Origin of the sequence: Algoriphagus chordae (assembly GCF_003254055.1) — a bacterium.
GTDB classification, from domain to species: domain Bacteria; phylum Bacteroidota; class Bacteroidia; order Cytophagales; family Cyclobacteriaceae; genus Algoriphagus; species Algoriphagus chordae.
This window is the reverse complement of the sequence record NZ_QKZT01000014.1, coordinates 4,570-24,701: the sequence shown is the minus strand read 5'-3', so window position 1 is coordinate 24,701 and position 20,132 is coordinate 4,570. Positions and strand designations below refer to the sequence as shown.

Below are 20,132 nucleotides of genomic sequence, written 5' to 3'. Positions count from 1 at the left end.
GTTTATAATTTATGCTTCGAGTACAGACTGTACTTTGTCAGCAGCTTCTTTCAAGGTGATTGCTGAGAATACTTTCAATCCTGAATCATCAATGATTTTAGCGCCTTCAGCAGCATTGGTTCCTTGTAGTCTTACGATAATAGGAACTCTGATGTCTCCAATTGATTTGTAAGCTTCTACCACACCGCTAGCGATTCTGTCGCATCTTACGATACCACCGAATACGTTGATCAAGATAGCTTTTACATTAGGATCCTGAAGGATGATTCTGAAACCAGCCTCTACAGTAGTAGCGTTGGCCCCTCCTCCCACATCAAGGAAGTTTGCAGGTTCGCCACCTACCAATTTGATCATGTCCATAGTAGCCATTGCAAGACCAGCACCGTTCACCATGCAACCTACGTTTCCGTCAAGTTTCACATAGTTCAAACCTGATTCACCAGCTTCTACTTCTAATGGATCTTCTTCAGCTACATCTCTCAATTCAGCCAAACCTTTTTGTCTGTAAAGAGCATTGTCGTCGATATTCACTTTAGCATCTACTGCCAAGATCTTATCATCAGATGTTTTTAATACTGGGTTGATTTCAAACTGAGAAGAATCAGTTCCTTCGTAAGCATTGTAAAGAGCAGTGATGAATTTCACCATTTCTTTCAAAGCGTTTCCAGAGAGACCAAGAGCAAAAGCTACTTTTCTAGCTTGGAAAGGCTGAAGACCAACTTTAGGGTCGATCCACTCTTTCATTATTTTCTCAGGAGTATTTTCAGCTACTTCCTCGATGTCCATTCCACCTTCGGTAGAGGCCATGATTACATTGCTTCCTGTAGCTCTGTCCAATAGGATAGATAGATAATATTCTTTTGGCTCGGAAGCACCTGGATAATATACATCCTGAGCTACCAAAACCTTATTTACAACTTTTCCTTCTGGGCCAGTCTGGTGAGTCACCAATGTACCGCCAAGGATATTTTTCGCCTTCTCAGCTACGTCTTCTAATTTCTTAGCAAGAACAACACCGTTAGAACCAGTTTCATTGACCTTGCCTTTTCCACGACCACCTGCGTGAATCTGCGCTTTGATCACATACCAGCTAGTACCGGTTTGCTCGTTCAACTTAACGGCTGCTTCATGAGCTGCTTCAGGTGTGTCGGCGACTATACCTTCCTGAATACGGACTCCGTAACCTTTTAATACTTCTTTAGCCTGATATTCGTGAATATTCATATGTGTATGATTTTTTTCTCAAATGTCATCCCGATAGCTATCGGGAGGAATCTCGCAAGGTAGAGATTTTACCCCATTGACTTTTCAGCCATGCTCGATTTCATCCTCTGGAAATTTTTGCCCGAAGTTAAGCTCTTAGACTCGATAAATCAAACCTGCCTTTTTCCTTTTTTCATAAAAAAAGCCGTTAAATCCCTGCGGAGATAGGCATTTGTTCTATTTTTGAACGGATAAAAAATGTTAGCATGCTGAAAGCCAACGGAATCCATAAATCCTATGGAAGCCTACAAGTATTAAAAGGAGTAGATCTCGAAATTTTAACTTCTGAAATTGTTTCCATAGTCGGTTCCTCTGGAGCGGGAAAAAGTACCTTACTTCATATTTTGGGTACTTTGGATCATCCAGATCAGGGGATACTGGAGATGGATGGAAAAAAACTACTCAATCTGAAAGGGGAGGAGTTGGCCAAATTCAGAAATGAGCGTATTGGCTTTATTTTTCAATTTCATAACCTGCTACCAGAATTCACCGCTCAGGAAAATATTATGATCCCAGGCTTGATCGCACAGACTTCACCTGATAAACTGAGCAAAAAATCTGGGGAGCTAGCCGAATTACTTGGGATCTCACATAGACTCGATCACAAACCTTCCACACTATCGGGCGGAGAGCAGCAGCGAGTGGCAGTGGCTAGAGCGCTGATCAATAGCCCGGCTGTCGTATTTGCCGATGAGCCAAGTGGCAATCTTGATACTCAAAATGCCAGAGGGCTGCATGAATTGTTTTTTACGCTTCGTAAAGAACTGGGACAAGCATTCGTAATCGTCACTCACAACGAAGAACTAGCTGCTATGGCAGATCGGAAGGTTGTGATGCAGGATGGGTTGATATTATAAGATTTTAGACTTAAGATTTTTGAAGGCAGAAAAGGATCTTTCCATGTTTTTGGTGGCGCTGTCAAGCTGAGTATTAAATATTCTGCGAACATACAAAAAGGAAATGACAGTAATTTGCTTTGGAACCATAACCATTGTCACCTTGAGCACATGAGAGACGAGAGTCTCGAATTCGAAAGGTTCTCGACTTCGCTCGAACTGACCAGCTTTTGGTGTCCTCAAATCAATCTGTCATTGCTAGCGAAGTCGAAGCCTATGATATCGCAATGCTATTTAAAAATTAACCTTGAATTGACCCATCGACTTCGCTCAGGGTGACAAATAACAGGTATTTACACTTTCTGCAACTGCAAGAGTAACACAGCGCCTTTGCGGGAGATTCAAATACGTTGCGCTGCCGCGTCGCCGCAAGAAACCCCTACTTCTTCAGACTGTCAAGCATACTCTCGATATGTCCTTTCGACTCAAACATCTCAGAGAAAACTGCGGAAATTTGGTGATCCTTATCGATCAAATAGGTAATTCGTTTTGGCATTTTGATCAGCGGAATTAGGGCATCGTAAGATTTGCATACTTCACCGGTAGGATCTGAAAGTAAATCAAATGGTAATCTATGTTCCTTTTGGAATCGCTCGTGCGTTTTTATATCGTCTTTACTAATTCCAAAAACTGGGATGTCTAGATCTCGAAAGGCTGCAAATTGATCTCTGAATTCACAGGCTTCTGCTGTACATCCTCTGGTGAAGTCTTTTGGGTAAAAATAGAGTATGAATGCTTTGCCTTTTAGATCGGTGGAAGAATCTATTGATTTATCTCCAGTGGATTTCAGAATAAACTCGGGTGCTTTTGTTCCTGTTTTCAATGCCATAATCTGTAAAACCCCTATGGTCTAGAATGGTTCGAAAGAGATTTAGTTTTTGTGAATTATTTTTGAACTATTGCACTTGCAATATCCTTAGAAAAAGATCACTCTGAAAACTTGCAATTTTGAAGACTAACAGTGTCCAGTCCATGCTTTTGGCTGGAATATTTTTCGCGCTAATGAATGTTTCTGTCAAGTACATTCCGCATATTCCCGCCATTGAGATTATCGTATTTAGATCTATTTTCTCGTTGGTGTTCAGTTATTCAGTGCTGAAAAAGCAAAAGATTAATGTCTTCGGGAATAATAAGAAATGGCTCATTATCCGCGGAGTTGTAGGTTCTATAGGTTTGATTTCTTTCTTCTACACCCTGCAAAACATACCACTTGCCAGTGCTGTGACCATACAGTATTTGTCTCCGATTTTCACCACAGTGTTTGGAATTTTCTTACTGAAGGAAAAAGTAAAGCCTATTCAGTTCTTATTTTTTGCCATTTCCTTTGCCGGAGTTCTGGTGATTCAAGGAGTTGATGCTAGGGTAGACACCTTCTGGGCTGTCATAGGAATTATCTCAGCGATATTCTCAGGCTTGGCTTATAATGTGATTCGCAAGTTGAAGAACACGGAACACCCCTTGGTGATTATCTTTTATTTTCCGCTGGTGACATTGCCTTTTGCCTTAATCGTCTCTGCTTTTGGTTGGGTCAATCCTGTAGGTTGGGATTGGGCGATCTTGCTTTTCATCGGTGTATGCACGCAGACAGCTCAGTATTTCTTGACTATTGCCTATCAAAATGCCAATGTGTCTAAGGTGGCAAGTCTTACCTACATAGGTATAGTATACGCTTTGATATTCGGCTTTTTCTTCTTCAATGAGACCTTTAGTGCCTTAGCTTATGTGGGAATGGGGCTTGTTTTGCTGGGGATATTGCTAAACATGCGTGTGAAGCAAGTTTCCTAAATGAATTGGACAGGAAGGGAAAGCAGGTTATTTTTGAATTAAGCTAAACTCGAATAATGAAAATCACCAAAGACCTATACCAAGGCTCCCTAGCGCTTCTGACAGATTTTTATCAGCTTACCATGGCATATGCTTATTGGAAGTCTGGTAAGGCCGAGCAGGAAGCTGTTTTCAATCTATTCTTCCGAAAGCATCCTTTTCAGGGTGGATTTACCATTGCTGCTGGACTGGACTATGTTGTGGATTACTGCAAAAATTTCAAGTTTAGCCAAGAAGACCTGAGTTACCTGGCCACTATGAAAGGCAAGGATGGAAAGGTTTTGTTTGAAACGGGCTTTCTGGAATACCTCAAAAACATGAAGTTCAGCTGCGATATAGATGCTGTGGAAGAAGGGACTGTGGTATTTCCGAACACTCCTTTAGTGAGGGTGAAAGGCCCATTGATTCAATGCCAATTACTTGAAACGCCACTACTGAATATTATCAACTTTCAAAGTTTGATCGCTACCAAGGCCGCACGAATTAATTTGGCAGCACAAGGTGAACCAGTGTTGGAATTCGGTTTACGTCGAGCTCAGGGGATTGATGGAGGGTTGGCAGCTTCTAGAGCAGCTTATATTGGTGGATGTACTTCTACCAGTAATGTGATGGCAGGTAAACTTTTTGGGATCCCTGTCTCGGGTACGCATGCGCATAGCTGGATTATGTCTTTTGAGACAGAAATGGAGGCTTTTGAAGCCTATGCAGATGCTTTTCCAGATCAATCTATTTTCCTGGTCGATACCTACGACACCGTGAATGGAATCAAGAATGCCATTAAAGTAGGGAATGCTTTGCGAAGCAATGGAAAGGAAATGGTCGGTATCCGTATAGACTCCGGAGACTTGGCCTATTTCAGTAATGTAGCGAGAGAGATGCTCGATGAGGCAGGTTTTCCTGATGCTAAAATCGTCGCTTCCAATGATCTGGATGAGAATATCATAACTTCTCTAAAAGGGCAGGAGGCTTCTATTAATGTTTGGGGAGTTGGGACCAAGCTGGTGACGGCCTTTGATCAGCCAGCGCTTGGCGGAGTATATAAGCTATCGGCTATTCGCGATGAAGAGGGTCGTTGGATTCCCAAAATCAAACTTTCTCAGCAATCCTTGAAAATAAATATTCCGGGAGTTCATACGGTCAAACGCTTCTTTTCTAAAGGAAAAGCGGTTGCGGATATGATTTACCTTGAATCACAGGAACTGAATCCACAGGCAGCATTGATCATAGATCCAAATGATCCTACGAGAAGAAAACGAATGATGCCGGCATTCTATCAGGAAGAAATTTTATTGAAACCAATCTTCGCCAAAGGCAAACTGATTTATACTTTGCCGACTATCGCTCAGATCAGAGATAGAGTCCAAGATCAATTGGGCTCAATAGATAAGACGCATAAGAGATTGGTGAATCCGCATTTGTATCCGATCGGTTTGGAAGAAAACCTGCACCAGTTAAGAATGGAGTTGGTGCTGAAAGCTAAACAAGTAGATAATGGCAATGATGCTGAGCAATAATTCTCTCTTAGACGGGAGTGAAGACACTTCCTTGGGCTGTTCTAAACAAGTAGAAAATGGCAATGAATCTGAAAAATAGTGCATTACTTATAGTAGATGTGCAAAATGATTTTCTCCCGGGCGGAGCTTTGGCGGTCAGTCAGGGCGATGAAGTCATTCCTGTCATCAATGCTTTGCAGGAGAAATTCAATTTTATAGTGGCTACGCAAGATTTTCACCCTGAAGATCATGGAAGCTTTGCTGCAAATCATAAGGGGAAAAGCCCCGGTGAGATGATTGAATTGGCGGGATTGTCGCAGATTCTATGGCCAGTTCACTGTGTACAGGGATCGGAAGGAGCGGAATTTCATGAAGAATTAAATCCAATCAAATGGAAGGCGATTTTCCAAAAAGGCAAAAATCCTGAAGTTGATTCCTACTCAGGTTTCTTTGACAATGCCAGAAGAGAAATGACTGGTTTGGGTGATTTTCTTCATAACGAAGGAATAATGAATGTCTTCGTGACAGGACTTGCGCAGGATTACTGTGTGAAATTCACCGCATTGGATGCTGTGAGTTTAGGCTTCAAAACCTATCTAATTAGCGATGCGACACGGGCAGTGAACCTAAATCCAGAGGATGGTGACAAAGCTCTACAAGAAATGAAAAACGGAGGAGTAAACCTTATTGATAGTTCAGCTATACTAAATTAATCATGTTTGAATATAACTCAGAAAAGCATTACCCAATCGAAACAGAAAGCAGAGTTCTGATCAGATTTCAGGATTGTGATCCACTTCGACACCTAAACAACGCAAAGTATTTCGATTACTTTTTCAACGCGCGGGAAGACCAAGTACCTAAGCTTTATGGCGTAGAAATGATGGATTTCATCAAAAAGTATCAGGCGGCTTGGGTGATTTATAATCATAATATTTCCTATGTCAAGCCAGCGATGGTAGGGGAATGGGTTCGCATTAAGAGTCGCATCATCTGGCATAATCATAACACAATCGTTCTGGAGTATTATATGACGGATGATTCTGAGACCCAGTTGAAGACGCTGCTTTGGTCCACCATGCGCTATGTGACGCTTGCAGAAGGGAAGTCCACTGATCATTCTGGGGCTGTCAATGATTTCTTGACAGCGACCTCTATGAATCTTGATATCTCTGGGATTCAGGTGAAAGATCGGGTAAAAACACTTGCTCAGGCAATGAAAAACATTTGATATAAATCAAATTTCTGTATCTCAGCGAACAAGACCTGTACACCTGCGTACAGGTTTTGTTTTTTTAAAATATTTGAATTCAAGCACTTACAAATATTTTGAAAATTAATTTTTACTAATATTTATAATAAAGTGTAACCCGCTTTTTTTAAGATTTAGTCCTAAACTGTTCGGGTTCAATACAAATTCAGGCTAAACCGATCAGTTTCAAAACAGTTCTTATTACAAAATTGAGTGGGTAACCAAATTATATTTTGCCTGAATGTTAATTTTTGCAAAATAGAAAAGCTCTCAAATAAGCTCTAAAAGCCCTTTCTGGCACAGTTGGTACGCGCTTCGCAACAGGATGAAGCATAACTCTAAACCAACAATATTATGAAAGCTTTATTAACACTAGCACTATCAGGACTTTTAGCTACCAGTACTTTTGCAGCTAATGGGCCAGAGGATTTGAAAGAAAACTCAACCGTTCACACGAACTACAAGAAAATCTCCGTACATCTAAATGAAGGTGTGGGAAAAGCAAAAATTGCCATTTTGGATATGAATGGGAAGAAGCTTCATCAGCGATCTGTCAAAGCAAAGGATGAGGTACATGTGCCTTACGATTTGAACGGTCTGCCATGTGCAGAGTATCAGGTGATGATTACCACAGAAGATGAGCAAGTGACCTACACTGTGGAGACTGTAGAGAAAGAAGAGCCAACTCCAGTTGTCTATCCTCTAATGGCTTATGGTAAAAAAGTTAATGACTATACCATTAACCTCGTTGTAATAGGACTAGAAGAAGCTGGTGTAGATGTCAAAATCAAAACAGTAGCTGGTGATAGATTGGTACACGAAGAATTGGTGGATCAGCCTGAAGGATTCCGTAAAAACTACAAGTTAAACGGAGTTGATGCTGAGGATGTCTATTTCGAAGTAACTGACGCAAAAGGAAGAACTCGTACCATATATATTTGAATTCTAAACCAACCTCTTGTGTCAAAGCCCTGAATCTAACGATTTGGGGTTTTTTCGTTTCTTTTTACCACGCAGGACAGAAAGGTTTACATTGAGGACACAATTTTGTGTATGTACTTTGAAATCTTAATGCATTATCTTCCTCACTTTCCTACCATATGCGCCGTCAGCTCATTTGCGGTTTGCTCTAGGTCTATGCCAAGTAGCTCTTTGTTTACAGAAAGTATTTTTTCTCTTTCGAGTTGAGGGAGCTTATCAAAGCCGTAATATGCCCCTAAGATCCCGCCAGCTATAGCAGCTGTGGTGTCATTGTCTCTACCATAATTCACCAGAAACATCATCGTTCCCATGAAATCAAAGTCGGAGTAAATCATAGCTGTAAGTGTCTGAAGCCATACTTCTCCTGCATGGAATGGCATATCTTGCAATCTCTGATCAAGCTCCGCAAATGCAAATTGTAAGGCTTTACTATCTGCGATGAGTTGATTTCCCAGAGTGTCTAGTTTAGCAGCTTCTGCAGAAATCATTAGCGCATTTTTTAGGATGTTATGAGCTGTACGACCCACCAGTCTGCTTTCGAAATAATTGGCAGGATCTATACGGAGAGAAGCGAGTAAATCTTCTTTTGTTGCCCCTGGTTTCATTCCTGCCGATGTCATTGCTGCGGCAAGTGCCGAGATATCTTTAGCGTAGCCAATATCATAAATGGATAGCTTGTATGCCTCAGCGTAGGCTTTTTCAGGATTCCCAGGGAAAAAAGAACCCAAGGTAGGAGAGTAAAGTAAGCCTGCACAGACCATCTCGCCACCATAGAATTTGCCCAAGGAATCTGCATAAGCTACCAGATTGTCCTCAATGAAGGGCTGACTAACCTTTGCCCATTCCTGTAGCCAACCCATTTTGAGCGTTACTGCTTCAAAGGGTTCTGGATCTATACCCTTTATTTCTTTAAATTCCTTGGTATAAGATTCGTAAGTCCTAAGTATTTGCTTCGCAAAATCCTTTGTGTTCAGTTCATCTTGCTTTTGAGTAAGCAGGTAATCGGAAGTAAGGACTTTCCATCTCGTATCGTCTGTAGTCCCACCTGCTGGGAGATTTGCAATCCAAATTCCTTCTGGAGAAACTTCCCTGACCATAGAATCCAAACTTTCGACAAATCCATATTCTAACTTGATGTCCTCTCTTGACCACATTTCTGTAGGAGCGCCCATCGCATCACCGATGGCTGATCCCACCAGCATGCCCAAGATTTTGTTATGCAATTGTTTCTCCGTCAGCCCTATTTCAGGGACTTCTTGGTCAGAAAACTGGATAGGAACTTTGGACTCTCTGTTGCCGCAGGAGGATACTATAGCAAGAACAATAATAGCTAGACTTAAATATTTCATTAAGTCAAAATTAGCATTCTAGCTTTATCAAGTAAGCTTTTCTTCTGGGTTAAATCTAAAGAGACTGGGACTTGGGCGATACCAATCAGTCGTCTCATAATTTCAACACCCTGATAAGCATTCAAAAGCTCCATGGAAAAAGGATGCTGATAAAGTTGCAAGAAATCTTTGAACACACTTTCTTCTTGTTGAGCCAAGTCGAGATGAGCTGCGAATACTCCCAAGTCAAACTCTCGTTCACCCATAAAGCCAAATTCGGGATCAATCACTTTCAATCCATCTGTTGTTTTGAGCCAAGATCCTGGGTAAAAATCCCCTTGTAATAAACAGTCTCCATCTGCCAAATACCGCTTTGATAGCTTTGAAATGGCATTTTTGAGGAGATGATCAGTTTTATAAGTTAAGCTCAGTTCTTGTAAACCCGGCTGAATTGAATCCAAGTCAAAACCATTTTCTTCTAAAAACGGAAAATGAAAAATGTGCTCATGATTCAATTTTTTCATGGCCGAATTATCTGGGAAATTAGGCAGCTTCAATTGGTGAAGAGCATTCAGATATTTACTCAAACTTTCTAAATCATCGTAAGCTAACTGTGAAGCTGGCTTATATAGGAAGGTGAAATCAATCCCATTTCCCAGGTCTTCGATAAGCAAAATATGCTCCTCAGGATAGTAAAGTAAAATTCGCGGGCTGTATTGCTTTAATATTTCATCTCCTTGAAGCAATTGGAAATAAGTATGCTCAATCTCTATTCTCTCAATAGGTGCTGGGATCTGTGGGAATTTCCGTACGTAAGCTTTAGATTGCTTTAGGATGACAGATCGTAAGTTGGTATTGATACGCAATACTAGGTTCATATTGCTTTCCCCTGCGGACTCTCTCGACAGTAGCTGTTCATTTTCCTTCCAGAGAGGGAGTGCCTGTAGCATTTCTAGACTTGAATGCTCATTTAAATCAATCATGGTACTGAGTTTGGCTTATAAGTTTCGAAACTATAATAAAGTTTACGCAGAAGCGCACATTTTAAATAAAGTTGAAAAATCAGTTGCAAAAGGTCTTTTTGCAGACAAACTGAAAGTGTACCTTTTAGAAATCCCTATTTTTGATCTGAATTAAACCCTTAACTACAGACAGCATGTTTGGACTACCCCGAAATCTTTTCACTGAAGAGCATGATCTTTTCAGAGTTAGCGTCAGAGATTTTATTGCGCAGCATATTACTCCCTATAATTCACAGTGGGAAGAGGATAAAATGGTTTCCAGAGAAAGTTGGCTCAAACTTGGTGAAAATGGTTTTTTGGGAATACAAGCTCCGGAGAATCTCGGGGGGATGAATATTCAGGATTTCAGGTACAATGCTATTTTGATCGAGGAACTTGGTTTGAGTGGATGCTCAGGTCCAGCGATTGGATACCCACTTCACAGCGATATTGTGATGCCATACATCTTACATTATGCTACAGAGGCAGCTTTAGAAAAATACATTCCAAAGATGATTTCTGGTGAATATATAGGAGCTGTGGCCATGACTGAACCAGGGGCAGGAAGTGATTTGCAGGGCATAAGTACCAGCGCCAAAGATCAAGGAGAATATTATTTGGTCAATGGAAGCAAAACTTTCATTACAAATGGTTATCTATCTGATGTAGTAGTAGTTGCAGTAAAGACAGATCCGAAGAAAGGAGCTAAGGGAATTAGCTTGCTTCTGCTAGATAATAGTATGAAGGGTTATACCAAAGGGCTTCCATTTGAAAAAGTGGGTTTACATGCACAGGATACCTGCGAGATATTTTTTGAAGATGTAAAAGTCCCAAAAGAGAATCTGTTAGGCAAGGAGGGAGAAGGCTTTAAGTATTTGATGACAGAGCTTGCACAGGAGCGCTTAGTGGTAGCGCTGGCAGCTGTAGCCCTGGGGGAATATATGCTGGAAGAGACTATCCAATATGTAAAGCAGCGTAAGGCTTTCAATCAAGCAATTTCAGAGTTTCAAAACACTCGATTCAAACTTGCCGAGATGTGCGCAGCATTAGAACAGGGAAGAATATACTGTGATTACCTGGTGCAGCTTCACAACGATGGGCAACTGGATTCTGCCATGGCATCAGCGGCCAAATACAACATGACCGAGTTGCAATGCAAAGTGGCTGATGAATGTGTACAGCTACATGGCGGATACGGATATATGTGGGATTATGGCGTGGCACGAGCTTATGCAGATGCGCGAGTTCAGCGTATATATGCCGGAACCAATGAGATTATGAAAGAGCTGATTGCAAGAAAAATTTTGAAATAGGCAAGAAATCTTTTGACCTAAGCCAAGATTTTAATTAATTCAACAAAAATAGATACACCCAAAATATTAACGTATACCATGAAGGATTTTCCCTGGCTAAAGCATTACCCGGAATCTGTACCAAAAGAAGTAGATTATACTGCTTATACTAGTGTTGCAGAGCTTTTTGAAGAAAGTGTAAGGAACTTCGGAGATGCTATTGCATACGAGTGCATGGGGAAAACCATGTCATTTAATGAGTTGAACAAGCTCAGTGAGGATTTTGCTTGCTATTTGACTCAGGTTCTGCGCTTGAAAAAGGGCTCTAGAGTGGCCATACAGATGCCTAATACGCTTCAATATCCCGTGGCTATGTTTGGGGCGATTCGAGCAGGGATGATCGTGGTGAACACTAATCCCCTCTACACATCTTCAGAAATGAAGCATCAGTTCAAAGATTCCGGGGCAGATTTGATCATCATTGTTGCCAATTTCGCTAGCAATCTAGAGAAAATCATGGCTGATATTCCAGCAAAGCATGTGATTGTGACTGGTTTAGGGGATTTGCTTGGAGGAGCCAAGGGAACCATCGTCAATCTGGTAGTGAAGTACATCAAGAAGATGGTGCCAGCTTATTCTATTCCAAAGGCCGTATCATTCAAATCTGCATTGGCTCAGGGGGCTCACCATAAGTTCAAACCCGTAGAACTCAGTTTGGAGGATACCGCTTTTCTCCAATATACTGGAGGTACCACTGGGGTGTCCAAAGGCGCAGAGTTATCCCATGGAAATATTGTTGCTAACATGCAGCAGATTTCAGCTTGGATGAGGCCAAAGTTGAAGGAGAGAGAGGAGATCGTTATTACGGCTTTGCCATTGTATCATATTTTTGCCTTGACGGTAAACTGTCTCGCGATGCTCAAAATCGGAGCACACAATCTGTTGATTACTAATCCGCGCGATATGCCAGCTTTTTGTAAAGACCTGTCCAAAAAGCAATTCACGGTTTTCACAGGAGTCAATACATTGTTTAATGGTCTACTTAATCAAGAAGCATTTAAGTCCCTAGATTTTAGTAAGTTGAAAATAGCAGTAGGTGGAGGAATGGCTGTGCAAAAAGCTACTGCTGAAAAGTGGATGGCTGTGACTGGAACCCCTTTGGCCGAAGGCTATGGACTTACAGAAACTTCTCCTGTAGCTTCCTGCAATCCAATAGATGGCACGGAAAGAAATGGTACTATCGGTATCCCGCTGCCCAACACAGAAATGATGATCATCGATGATGAGGGAAATATTTTGCCTACAGGTGAGCGTGGTGAAATCTGCATCAAAGGGCCGCAGGTGATGAAAGGCTACTGGAATAGACCAAAAGAAACAGCTGAAGTGATGATGGGTGACTGGTTCAAATCTGGTGATATCGGTGTTATGGACAAAGACGGCTTCACCAAAATCGTAGATCGCAAAAAGGAGATGATCCTTGTTTCCGGTTTCAATGTATATCCTAATGAGGTGGAAGATGTGATTGCGTCTTTTCCAGGCGTGTTGGAAGTAGGAGTGATAGGAATTCCAGATCCCAAATCAACAGAGCGAGTGGTCGCCTACGTGGTAGTGAAAGATCAGTCAATCACTCAGGAGCAGATCATCACTCATTGCCATGAATCCCTGACCAACTACAAGTGTCCAAAAGAAGTGCACTTCATCGACGAACTCCCAAAATCCAATGTGGGTAAGATTCTAAGAAGAAAGATCAAGGAAGCGCACCTAGAGAAGATCAAAAGTTGACGGTTGGAGTCAATTGCTTAAAATGATATAAAAATACCCTGCACAGGGTATTTTTTTTTGTGTGGGAGTCAGTATTTTGCCAATACCTAGGTTGTTAACTCCAATTAAGTATATGGATTTTCTATGAAGTTAATCATTGTTGAATATTTTAATACTATTTATTTGATGAGAATAATATGGCTTCAACCTACCTCTTAAGGTTGGGTAAATATTAGCAAATGATAGAAATTCTATGGATGGAGGTAGAAAATGGAGTTAAAAAAAGGCGAGTTGCCCCGCCTTGGATGTTTTCACAACGGAATAATCCTTATTGTGAATTGCTTTCAAAATGTTGCTTAAATATAGGTTTAAACTTTAATTTTTAAAACGATATGAAAAGAATTTTAGGATTGGATTTAGGAACTAACTCGATAGGTTGGGCGCTGATTAATCAGGATTTTGACAATAAGGAAGGTGAGATTTTGGGTATGGGAAGTAGAATTATACCAATGTCCCAAGATATTTTGGGTGAATTTGGAAGAGGTAACTCCATTTCTCAAACTGCTGAACGTACTAGATTAAGAGGAGTCAGACGTATTAAGGAGAGACATTTGCTAAGAAGAGAACGTTTACATCGGGTTTTAAATGTATTGGATTTTTTACCTGCTCATTATGCCTCACAAATAGATTTTGATAGGCGATTAGGAAAGTTTAAATACGAAACTGAACCTAAATTGGCTTATCGTCCAATTCACAATGAAGAGCTGAATAAGACAAAATTTGATTTTCTTTTTAAAGAATCATTTAATGAAATGTTAGAGGATTTCCGTCAAAGCCAGCCTCAACTATTGATTAATAAGAACGGTGAACCGGCACTTGTACCTTATGATTGGACTATTTATTACCTACGCAAGAAGGCATTGATCAATAAAATCTCCAAACAGGAGTTGGCTTGGATCATTCTGAATTTCAACCAAAAACGGGGATACTATCAATTAAGAGGCGAGGAAGAAGAAGACAATCCAAATAAGAAAGTAGAATTCCATTCACTTAAAATAGTGGATGTAATAGCAGATGAAGCCCAAAAGGGTAAAGCAGAAATTTGGTATTCTTTGATGCTGGAGAATGGATGGGTATATAGGAGGTCGAGTAAAACACCTTTGTTTGATTGGAAAGATAAGGTTCGAGATTTTATTGTAACTACTGATCTTAATATTGATGGAAGTTTAAAAACTGATAAGGAAGGCAATGAGAAAAGAAGTTTCAGAGCGCCTGGGGAGAATGATTGGACTTTGGTTAAGAAGAAAACTGAACAGGAAATTGATCAGTCACAAAAAACCGTTGGTGCATATATCTATGATTTCCTTTTACTGAAACCCAAACAGAAGATCAAAGGAAAGTTAGTTAGTACTATCGAACGAAAGTTTTATAAAGATGAGTTTAAGCAGATTTTAACAAAGCAAATTGAGTTTCATTCTGAATTGAAAAGTGAAGATTTTTATAATGCTTGTATTCGAGAGCTGTATAGAAACAATGAAGCTCATCAAATTATTTTGGGGAAAAAGGATTTTGTCCATTTGTTTTTAGAAGATATTATTTTTTATCAGCGTCCATTGAAAAGTCAGAAATCATCAATTGGTAATTGTTCCTTGGAATTTAGACCAATGAAAGATAAAAATGGGAAACTGCTCAAAGATGAAAATGGAAAGCAGATGCTAAAGCCATTGAAAGCTATTCCCAAATCAAATCCTTATTATCAGGAATTTAGAATATGGCAATGGATCTATAATCTATCTATTTATAGAAAGGAGGATGATGGTGATAATCTGACGAACGAATTTTTGAGTAGCATAGAAGATTGGGAGGGATTATTTACTTTTTTAAATAGCAGAAAAGAAATAGAGCAGAAACCTTTGATGAAATATTTGCTTGAACGAAAAGGATTTAAAGGAAAATTGCTTAATGCCGAGGCTGAGAAATATCGTTGGAGATATGTAGAGGATAAAAAATACCCATGTAACGAAACTAAAACTCTAATTACAACCAGATTGGATAGAGTAGAAGGTGTTGAAGATGGTTTTTTGACAAGAGAACTAGAACAACAGCTTTGGCATATCATATATTCAGTGACAGACAAAATAGATTTTGAAAAGGCATTAAAATCTTTTGCAGTCAAAAATCAGCTGGATGAAAGGTCTTTTGTAGAGTCCTTTATAAAATTTCCCCCTTTTAAAAGTGAATATGGGGCTTTTTCTGAAAAAGCAATAAAGAAGCTTTTACCACTCATGAGGATAGGAGAATCTTGGGATTGGGAGGCAGTAGATCCAAAAACACAGGAAAGAATTGATAAGATCCTAACTGGAGAATTTGATGTGACCATTAAAAATCGCGTAAGAGAAAAAGCATTTAACCTCACACAAGAAAGTCATTTTCAAGGTTTACAGCTCTGGTTGGCTCAATATATTGTCTATGGTCGTCATGCTGAAGCTGCTGAAATAGGAAAATGGAGTTCTGTTGATGATCTGGAGAAATACCTTCAAGATTTCAGACAGCACTCACTTCGAAACCCTATTGTAGAGCAGGTGATCACAGAAACTATGCGTGTGGTGAAAGATATTTGGTCAAAATATGGAAATGGAGTAAAAGATTTCTTCAGTGAAATTCATGTTGAATTAGGAAGGGAGATGAAAAATACTGCCGATGACCGGAAACGAATTACTAATCAGGTGACTGAAAATGAAAACACCAACTTGCGAATAAAAGCCCTATTGGCAGAAATGTTACATGATGCTAGTGTGGAAAATGTACGTCCCTATTCCCCGATGCAACATGAGATTTTAAAAATCTATGAAGAAGGAGTTCTCAATTCAGATATTGAAATAGAAGATGATATCCTTAAAATCAGTAAGACTCCACAGCCTTCGAGTTCTGATTTGAGGAGGTATAAATTATGGTTAGAACAAAGGTATTGTTCGCCATATACAGGACAAACCATACCATTAAATAAGCTTTTTACGCCATCGTATGAGATAGAGCACATTATTCCCCAAAGTCGCTATTTTGATGATAGCTTTAATAATAAGGTTATTTGCGAATCTGCAATTAATAAGGTGAAAGACAACCAAATTGGAATGGAATTTATAAAAAACCATCATGGAGAAATCGTTGATTTGGGGCTGGGTAAAACCGCTCGAATTTTTGAAGTAGAAGCTTATGAGGAGTTTGTAAAACAACACTATGCCAAAAACAGGTCAAAACGTTTTAAACTTTTGATGGAAGAAATTCCAGAGAAAATGATTGAACGACAGTTAAATGACACTCGTTATATTAGCAAGTTCATCACGTCTCTATTGTCCAATATTGTAAGGTCGGATAGTAATGATGATGGAGTCAATTCGAAAAACATCATTTCAGTAAATGGTAGAATCACCAATGAACTCAAACACGATTGGGGGTTGAATGATGTATGGAACGAATTGGTTCTGCCTCGTTTTGAGCGGATGAATACCTTGACTAACTCTACGCAATTTACTAGTTGGAATAAAAAACACCAGAAATTCCTTCCAACCGTGCCATTGGAGCTATCCAAGGGCTTTTCAAAGAAACGGCTTGATCATCGTCATCATGCAATGGATGCTTTGGTCATTGCCTGTGCCACGAGAGATCATGTTAATTTATTGAATAACAAGCATGCTAATTCGTCCAAACGTTTTGATCTCAACAGAAAGCTCAGAAGGTATGAAAGAATAATTTATTCGCATCCTAAGACGGGTAAAAGAATTGAACGAGATGTGCCAAAGGAATTTATTAAGCCGTGGGGAAGTCTAACTATAGATGCCAAATATGCATTATCTAGAATCATTGTGAGCTTTAAACAAAATTTGAGGGTAATTAATAAAGCAACAAATAAATATGAAAAATGGGTATTAGTTGATGGTCAAAAAACAAAACAAAAGGTAGAACAAAAAGGGGTGAATTGGGCTATCAGAAAACCGATGCATAAGGATACAGTTTCAGGCCTAGTGCGATTAAGGAAGAAAAAAAGGGTCTCTTTAAATCAGGCACTTAATACTATTCAAGATATAGTTGATAAACCGTTAAGAATAGAATTAGAAAGATTGAAGTCTATTGGACTTGATAAAAAGAAAATTTCAAAACACTTCCGAGAAATCAATAATGAATTTCAGGAACAATCTATTACTAGAGTTGAAATTTTCTATTGGGAAAATGATAATGTAGCATCTAGAGTTTCAATAGATAATACTTTTGATGAAAAAAAGATAGAATCAATAACTGATACTGGAATTCAGAAAATCCTTCTTAAGCATTTAGACGGGTATAAAGGGGATTTGGATAAGAAAGGAGAGAATACACCAGCTTCATTGTTAGCTTTTTCGCCAGAGGGAATTGAAGAAATGAATAAGAATATACTTCTTTTGAACCGAGGAAAACCTCACCAGCCAATTCTGAAAGTACGAACCTACGAAACGAAAGGTAATAAGTTTGCAGTGGGTCAAAAAGGCAATAAATCCTATAAATTCGTTGAGGCCGCAAAAGGAACTAATCTTTATTTCGCTGTTTATCAAGATGAAAATGGAAATAGAGCATATGAAACCGTCCCTTTAAATATTGTGATTGAGAGGCAGAAACAAGGCTTAACATCAGTACCTGAGAGGAATGAAAATGACGATTTACTTTTGTTTTATTTATCACCAAATGATTTGATCTATTTATCTACACCAGAAAAGAAAGGTTTGAGTGTGGGAATCAACAAGTCATTTTCAGAAAATATATTGCCAAGTGAAATATATAGAGTGGTTAGTTTTACAGGGAAAAGGCTCTATGCTATACCATTTTCGGTATCAAAAGCCATTGTTGATAAAGTAGAATTTACTCAATTGAACAAGATGGAATCAACTTTAGATGGAAAATCAATAAAGGAAAACTGTATTAAGATATCAGCAGACAGAATAGGTTTTATTATACGATAGTTGAAGTCATTTTAATTTTCCAGGTTAGAATGGCTGATTGAAGTGTGAAATTAAAATTCAAACAATGGTGCTCAGAAAATACTTTCAGGGAGAAGGGGAATTATAGATTTTTTCTTCAGCCATATGGTAAGTATTTAGGGGAAGTGGCGGACACCTATGCTTATTGCTTGATGCCTAAACATTTCCATTTGCTGGTGAAAGTGAAGGATGATGTTCAGTTAACGAAATCTTTTCCAAAGTTTGATACTTTGGAAAAGTTGGTGTCCAAGCAATTTTCTAATTGTTTTAGTTCATACACCCAATCATTCAATAAAGTTTATCAAAGAAAAGGAATCTTATTCGTCAAAAATTTCAAACGAAAAGCTATTATAACTGAGAGACACTGGCAGGACACCTTTTTATATATTCATCTAAAATCAATTATGCATGGTTTTACCAAGGATTTGAGAGATTGGAACTGGTCTAGCTGGAAGGCGTATCAGACATTGGGGCAAGTGTCTTTATTAAATAGAGTGTATTATTAGAACTTCTTTGATAACTAGAATCATTTCAATCAATTGAAGGGATCTAAGAAGGATGAGCTAATCAATAAAGATTTTGAATAAGAAAAAGGCTAGACCTGCCTATAAGCAGCTGCGGACCAGCAGGTCTTTTTATATTAACGAGATTATCGATGATCAAACGAACGCTTTTTTTTGGTAACCCAGCCTATCTGAGTACAAAGAACGAACAGTTGGTGATTAGATTTCCAGACGATAAACCTGTGCGAACAATAGCAATTGAGGATCTGGGTATGGTGGTGCTAGAGGATCAGCAAATTACGATAACAAATGGCTTGCTGGGCAAATTGACCGATCGAAAGGTTGCGATAGTGACTTGCAATGCCCAACACCTTCCCGATGGGCTATTACTTCCCATGCATGGGCATACGGAGCAGACTGAGCGAATTGGGTACCAAATGAATGCTAGCCTGCCACTGAAGAAAAACTTATGGCAACAAACTATCACTGCCAAAATTCATAATCAGCATGCTTTATTAAATGAGAAAGGTAAGACAAGCAAGCGCATAGAGTATTTGGCCAAAAATGTTAAATCTGGTGACACAGGGAATTACGAGGCTCAAGCTGCTGCAATTTATTGGCAAAGTCTTTTTGATATCCCAGATTTCAGTAGGGCTCAAGCAGGTATTCCTCCAAACAATTTACTCAACTATGGGTATGCGATTTTGAGGGCTGTAATAGCTAGGGCTTTGGTTTCCTCAGGCTTGCTTCCTAATCTGGGAATATGGCATCACAATAAGTACAATGCTTATTGTCTGGCAGATGATATTATGGAGCCATATCGACCATTTGTGGATCTGGTGGTTTCTCATATTGTAGAAACAGAAGATAACTATGAGGAATTGACCATTGTTCTCAAAAAGGAGCTTTTGACCATTCCAGCGCTGGATGTGACAATTGACGGACAAAAGAGTCCGCTGATGGTTGCGGCCAGTCGTACTACTAACTCATTGTATGAGTGTTTTAGGGGCATAAGCAGAAAGATTATTTATCCAGAGTATGCATGAAAATTATTATTCCAGGCTTAATCAATATCGAAGTTTGTGGGTTTTAGTGTTTTTTGACCTGCCAACGGAAACTAAAAAAGATCGAAAGATTGCATCTTCTTTTCGAAAGAAATTGCTGAATGATGGATTTGCTATGTTTCAATTTTCGATATACATGCGTTTTTGCGCCAGTAGGGAAAATGCCGAAGTTCACACGCGAAGAGTAAAGGTAAATCTACCGCCAAAGGGGAAGGTGGGGATTATGCAGATTACTGATCGACAGTTTGGAATGATGGAATTATTTCATGGAAAATCAATTGCAGAAAAAGAACAACCAGTTCAGCAGTTAGAATTGTTCTAGATATTGATAACTCTTTCAGTCTAAAATTTCCCAAAAGTTTAAAACTTTGGAAAATTAATCTCACCAAATAACAAAATTGTCAACCTGAAATCCCTAGTTTTTTATAATTCTAAAAATGGACATAAAAAACAGCATACCAGACA

General features: G+C 39.3%; 15 protein-coding genes. 11 read left to right on the top strand and 4 right to left on the bottom strand.

Annotation, left to right across the window (positions count from 1 at the left end; genetic code table 11):
* Positions 1-9: 9 nt before the first annotated feature.
* Complete coding sequence (gene sucC, locus LV85_RS14995; RefSeq protein WP_111320869.1) at positions 10-1,224, bottom strand: ADP-forming succinate--CoA ligase subunit beta; 1,215 nt, start codon at positions 1,222-1,224, stop codon at positions 10-12.
* Between the two features lie 245 nt (positions 1,225-1,469).
* On the opposite strand from sucC, the gene LV85_RS14990 reads away from it, so the two are divergent.
* Entirely contained in the window at positions 1,470-2,120 is a 651-nt protein-coding gene (locus tag LV85_RS14990) for an ABC transporter ATP-binding protein (RefSeq protein ID WP_111320867.1), read from the top strand.
* Between the two features lie 418 nt (positions 2,121-2,538).
* On the opposite strand, the gene LV85_RS14985 is transcribed toward LV85_RS14990, so the two are convergent.
* Positions 2,539-2,988: a peroxiredoxin gene (locus tag LV85_RS14985; protein ID WP_111320865.1), complete on the bottom strand. Its 450-nt coding sequence runs from the start codon at positions 2,986-2,988 to the stop codon at positions 2,539-2,541.
* Positions 2,989-3,131: 143 nt separating this feature from the next.
* Here LV85_RS14985 and LV85_RS14980 point away from each other — a divergent pair, with 143 nt between their 5' ends.
* From LV85_RS14980 to LV85_RS14960, 5 genes are all read left to right on the top strand, one after another.
* Positions 3,132-3,944, top strand: a complete 813-nt coding sequence (locus LV85_RS14980) for a DMT family transporter (RefSeq protein ID WP_111320863.1) — start codon at positions 3,132-3,134, stop codon at positions 3,942-3,944.
* 56 nt (positions 3,945-4,000) lie between these two features.
* A complete protein-coding gene (locus LV85_RS14975) occupies positions 4,001-5,497 on the top strand; it encodes a nicotinate phosphoribosyltransferase (protein ID WP_111320861.1) in 1,497 nt (498 codons plus the stop codon).
* Between the two features lie 56 nt (positions 5,498-5,553).
* Positions 5,554-6,189 (top strand): bifunctional nicotinamidase/pyrazinamidase, encoded by a 636-nt coding sequence (pncA, locus tag LV85_RS14970; protein ID WP_111320859.1) that lies wholly within the window; start codon positions 5,554-5,556, stop codon positions 6,187-6,189.
* A 2-nt stretch (positions 6,190-6,191) separates the two neighbouring features.
* Positions 6,192-6,707, top strand: coding sequence for an acyl-CoA thioesterase (locus tag LV85_RS14965; RefSeq protein WP_111320857.1), 516 nt, complete (start codon positions 6,192-6,194; stop codon positions 6,705-6,707).
* 375 nt (positions 6,708-7,082) lie between these two features.
* Positions 7,083-7,670 carry a hypothetical protein gene (locus LV85_RS14960; protein ID WP_111320855.1) on the top strand — a complete coding sequence of 196 codons (588 nt, stop codon included), beginning with the start codon at positions 7,083-7,085 and terminating at the stop codon, positions 7,668-7,670.
* A gap of 143 nt (positions 7,671-7,813) precedes the next feature.
* On the opposite strand, the gene LV85_RS14955 is transcribed toward LV85_RS14960, so the two are convergent.
* Positions 7,814-9,058, bottom strand: coding sequence for an ADP-ribosylglycohydrolase family protein (locus LV85_RS14955; RefSeq protein ID WP_111320853.1), 1,245 nt, complete (start codon positions 9,056-9,058; stop codon positions 7,814-7,816).
* Positions 9,058-10,020 (bottom strand): phosphotransferase, encoded by a 963-nt coding sequence (locus tag LV85_RS14950; protein WP_111320851.1) that lies wholly within the window; start codon positions 10,018-10,020, stop codon positions 9,058-9,060. Before LV85_RS14950 ends, LV85_RS14955 begins: the two co-directional genes overlap by 1 nt.
* A gap of 173 nt (positions 10,021-10,193) precedes the next feature.
* On the opposite strand from LV85_RS14950, the gene LV85_RS14945 reads away from it, so the two are divergent.
* From LV85_RS14945 to cas2, 5 genes are all read left to right on the top strand, one after another.
* Entirely contained in the window at positions 10,194-11,351 is a 1,158-nt protein-coding gene (locus tag LV85_RS14945; RefSeq protein ID WP_111320849.1) for an acyl-CoA dehydrogenase family protein, read from the top strand.
* A gap of 78 nt (positions 11,352-11,429) precedes the next feature.
* The gene (locus LV85_RS14940; protein ID WP_111320847.1) at positions 11,430-13,112 is read left to right on the top strand and encodes an AMP-binding protein; all 1,683 of its coding nucleotides are present in this window, start codon (positions 11,430-11,432) and stop codon (positions 13,110-13,112) included.
* A 371-nt stretch (positions 13,113-13,483) separates the two neighbouring features.
* Positions 13,484-18,082 (top strand): type II CRISPR RNA-guided endonuclease Cas9, encoded by a 4,599-nt coding sequence (cas9, locus tag LV85_RS14935; RefSeq protein WP_111320845.1) that lies wholly within the window; start codon positions 13,484-13,486, stop codon positions 18,080-18,082.
* 673 nt (positions 18,083-18,755) lie between these two features.
* Positions 18,756-19,649, top strand: a complete 894-nt coding sequence (gene cas1 / locus LV85_RS14925) for a type II CRISPR-associated endonuclease Cas1 (protein WP_111320843.1) — start codon at positions 18,756-18,758, stop codon at positions 19,647-19,649.
* Positions 19,642-19,989, top strand: a complete 348-nt coding sequence (cas2, locus tag LV85_RS14920) for a CRISPR-associated endonuclease Cas2 (RefSeq protein WP_111320841.1) — start codon at positions 19,642-19,644, stop codon at positions 19,987-19,989. Before cas1 ends, cas2 begins: the two co-directional genes overlap by 8 nt.
* Positions 19,990-20,132 lie beyond the last annotated feature (143 nt).

What these genes read in the sequence shown, in the direction of transcription:
- sucC (WP_111320869.1), bottom strand. Translation starts at nt 1,224, where the DNA reads ATGAATATTCACGAATATCAGGCTAAAGAAGTATTAAAAGGTTACGGA.
- LV85_RS14990 (WP_111320867.1), top strand. Translation starts at nt 1,470, where the DNA reads ATGCTGAAAGCCAACGGAATCCATAAATCCTATGGAAGCCTACAAGTA.
- LV85_RS14985 (WP_111320865.1), bottom strand. Translation starts at nt 2,988, where the DNA reads ATGGCATTGAAAACAGGAACAAAAGCACCCGAGTTTATTCTGAAATCC.
- LV85_RS14980 (WP_111320863.1), top strand. Translation starts at nt 3,132, where the DNA reads ATGCTTTTGGCTGGAATATTTTTCGCGCTAATGAATGTTTCTGTCAAG.
- LV85_RS14975 (WP_111320861.1), top strand. Translation starts at nt 4,001, where the DNA reads ATGAAAATCACCAAAGACCTATACCAAGGCTCCCTAGCGCTTCTGACA.
- pncA (WP_111320859.1), top strand. Translation starts at nt 5,554, where the DNA reads ATGGCAATGAATCTGAAAAATAGTGCATTACTTATAGTAGATGTGCAA.
- LV85_RS14965 (WP_111320857.1), top strand. Translation starts at nt 6,192, where the DNA reads ATGTTTGAATATAACTCAGAAAAGCATTACCCAATCGAAACAGAAAGC.
- LV85_RS14960 (WP_111320855.1), top strand. Translation starts at nt 7,083, where the DNA reads ATGAAAGCTTTATTAACACTAGCACTATCAGGACTTTTAGCTACCAGT.
- LV85_RS14955 (WP_111320853.1), bottom strand. Translation starts at nt 9,058, where the DNA reads ATGAAATATTTAAGTCTAGCTATTATTGTTCTTGCTATAGTATCCTCC.
- LV85_RS14950 (WP_111320851.1), bottom strand. Translation starts at nt 10,020, where the DNA reads ATGATTGATTTAAATGAGCATTCAAGTCTAGAAATGCTACAGGCACTC.
- LV85_RS14945 (WP_111320849.1), top strand. Translation starts at nt 10,194, where the DNA reads ATGTTTGGACTACCCCGAAATCTTTTCACTGAAGAGCATGATCTTTTC.
- LV85_RS14940 (WP_111320847.1), top strand. Translation starts at nt 11,430, where the DNA reads ATGAAGGATTTTCCCTGGCTAAAGCATTACCCGGAATCTGTACCAAAA.
- cas9 (WP_111320845.1), top strand. Translation starts at nt 13,484, where the DNA reads ATGAAAAGAATTTTAGGATTGGATTTAGGAACTAACTCGATAGGTTGG.
- cas1 (WP_111320843.1), top strand. Translation starts at nt 18,756, where the DNA reads ATGATCAAACGAACGCTTTTTTTTGGTAACCCAGCCTATCTGAGTACA.
- cas2 (WP_111320841.1), top strand. Translation starts at nt 19,642, where the DNA reads ATGCATGAAAATTATTATTCCAGGCTTAATCAATATCGAAGTTTGTGG.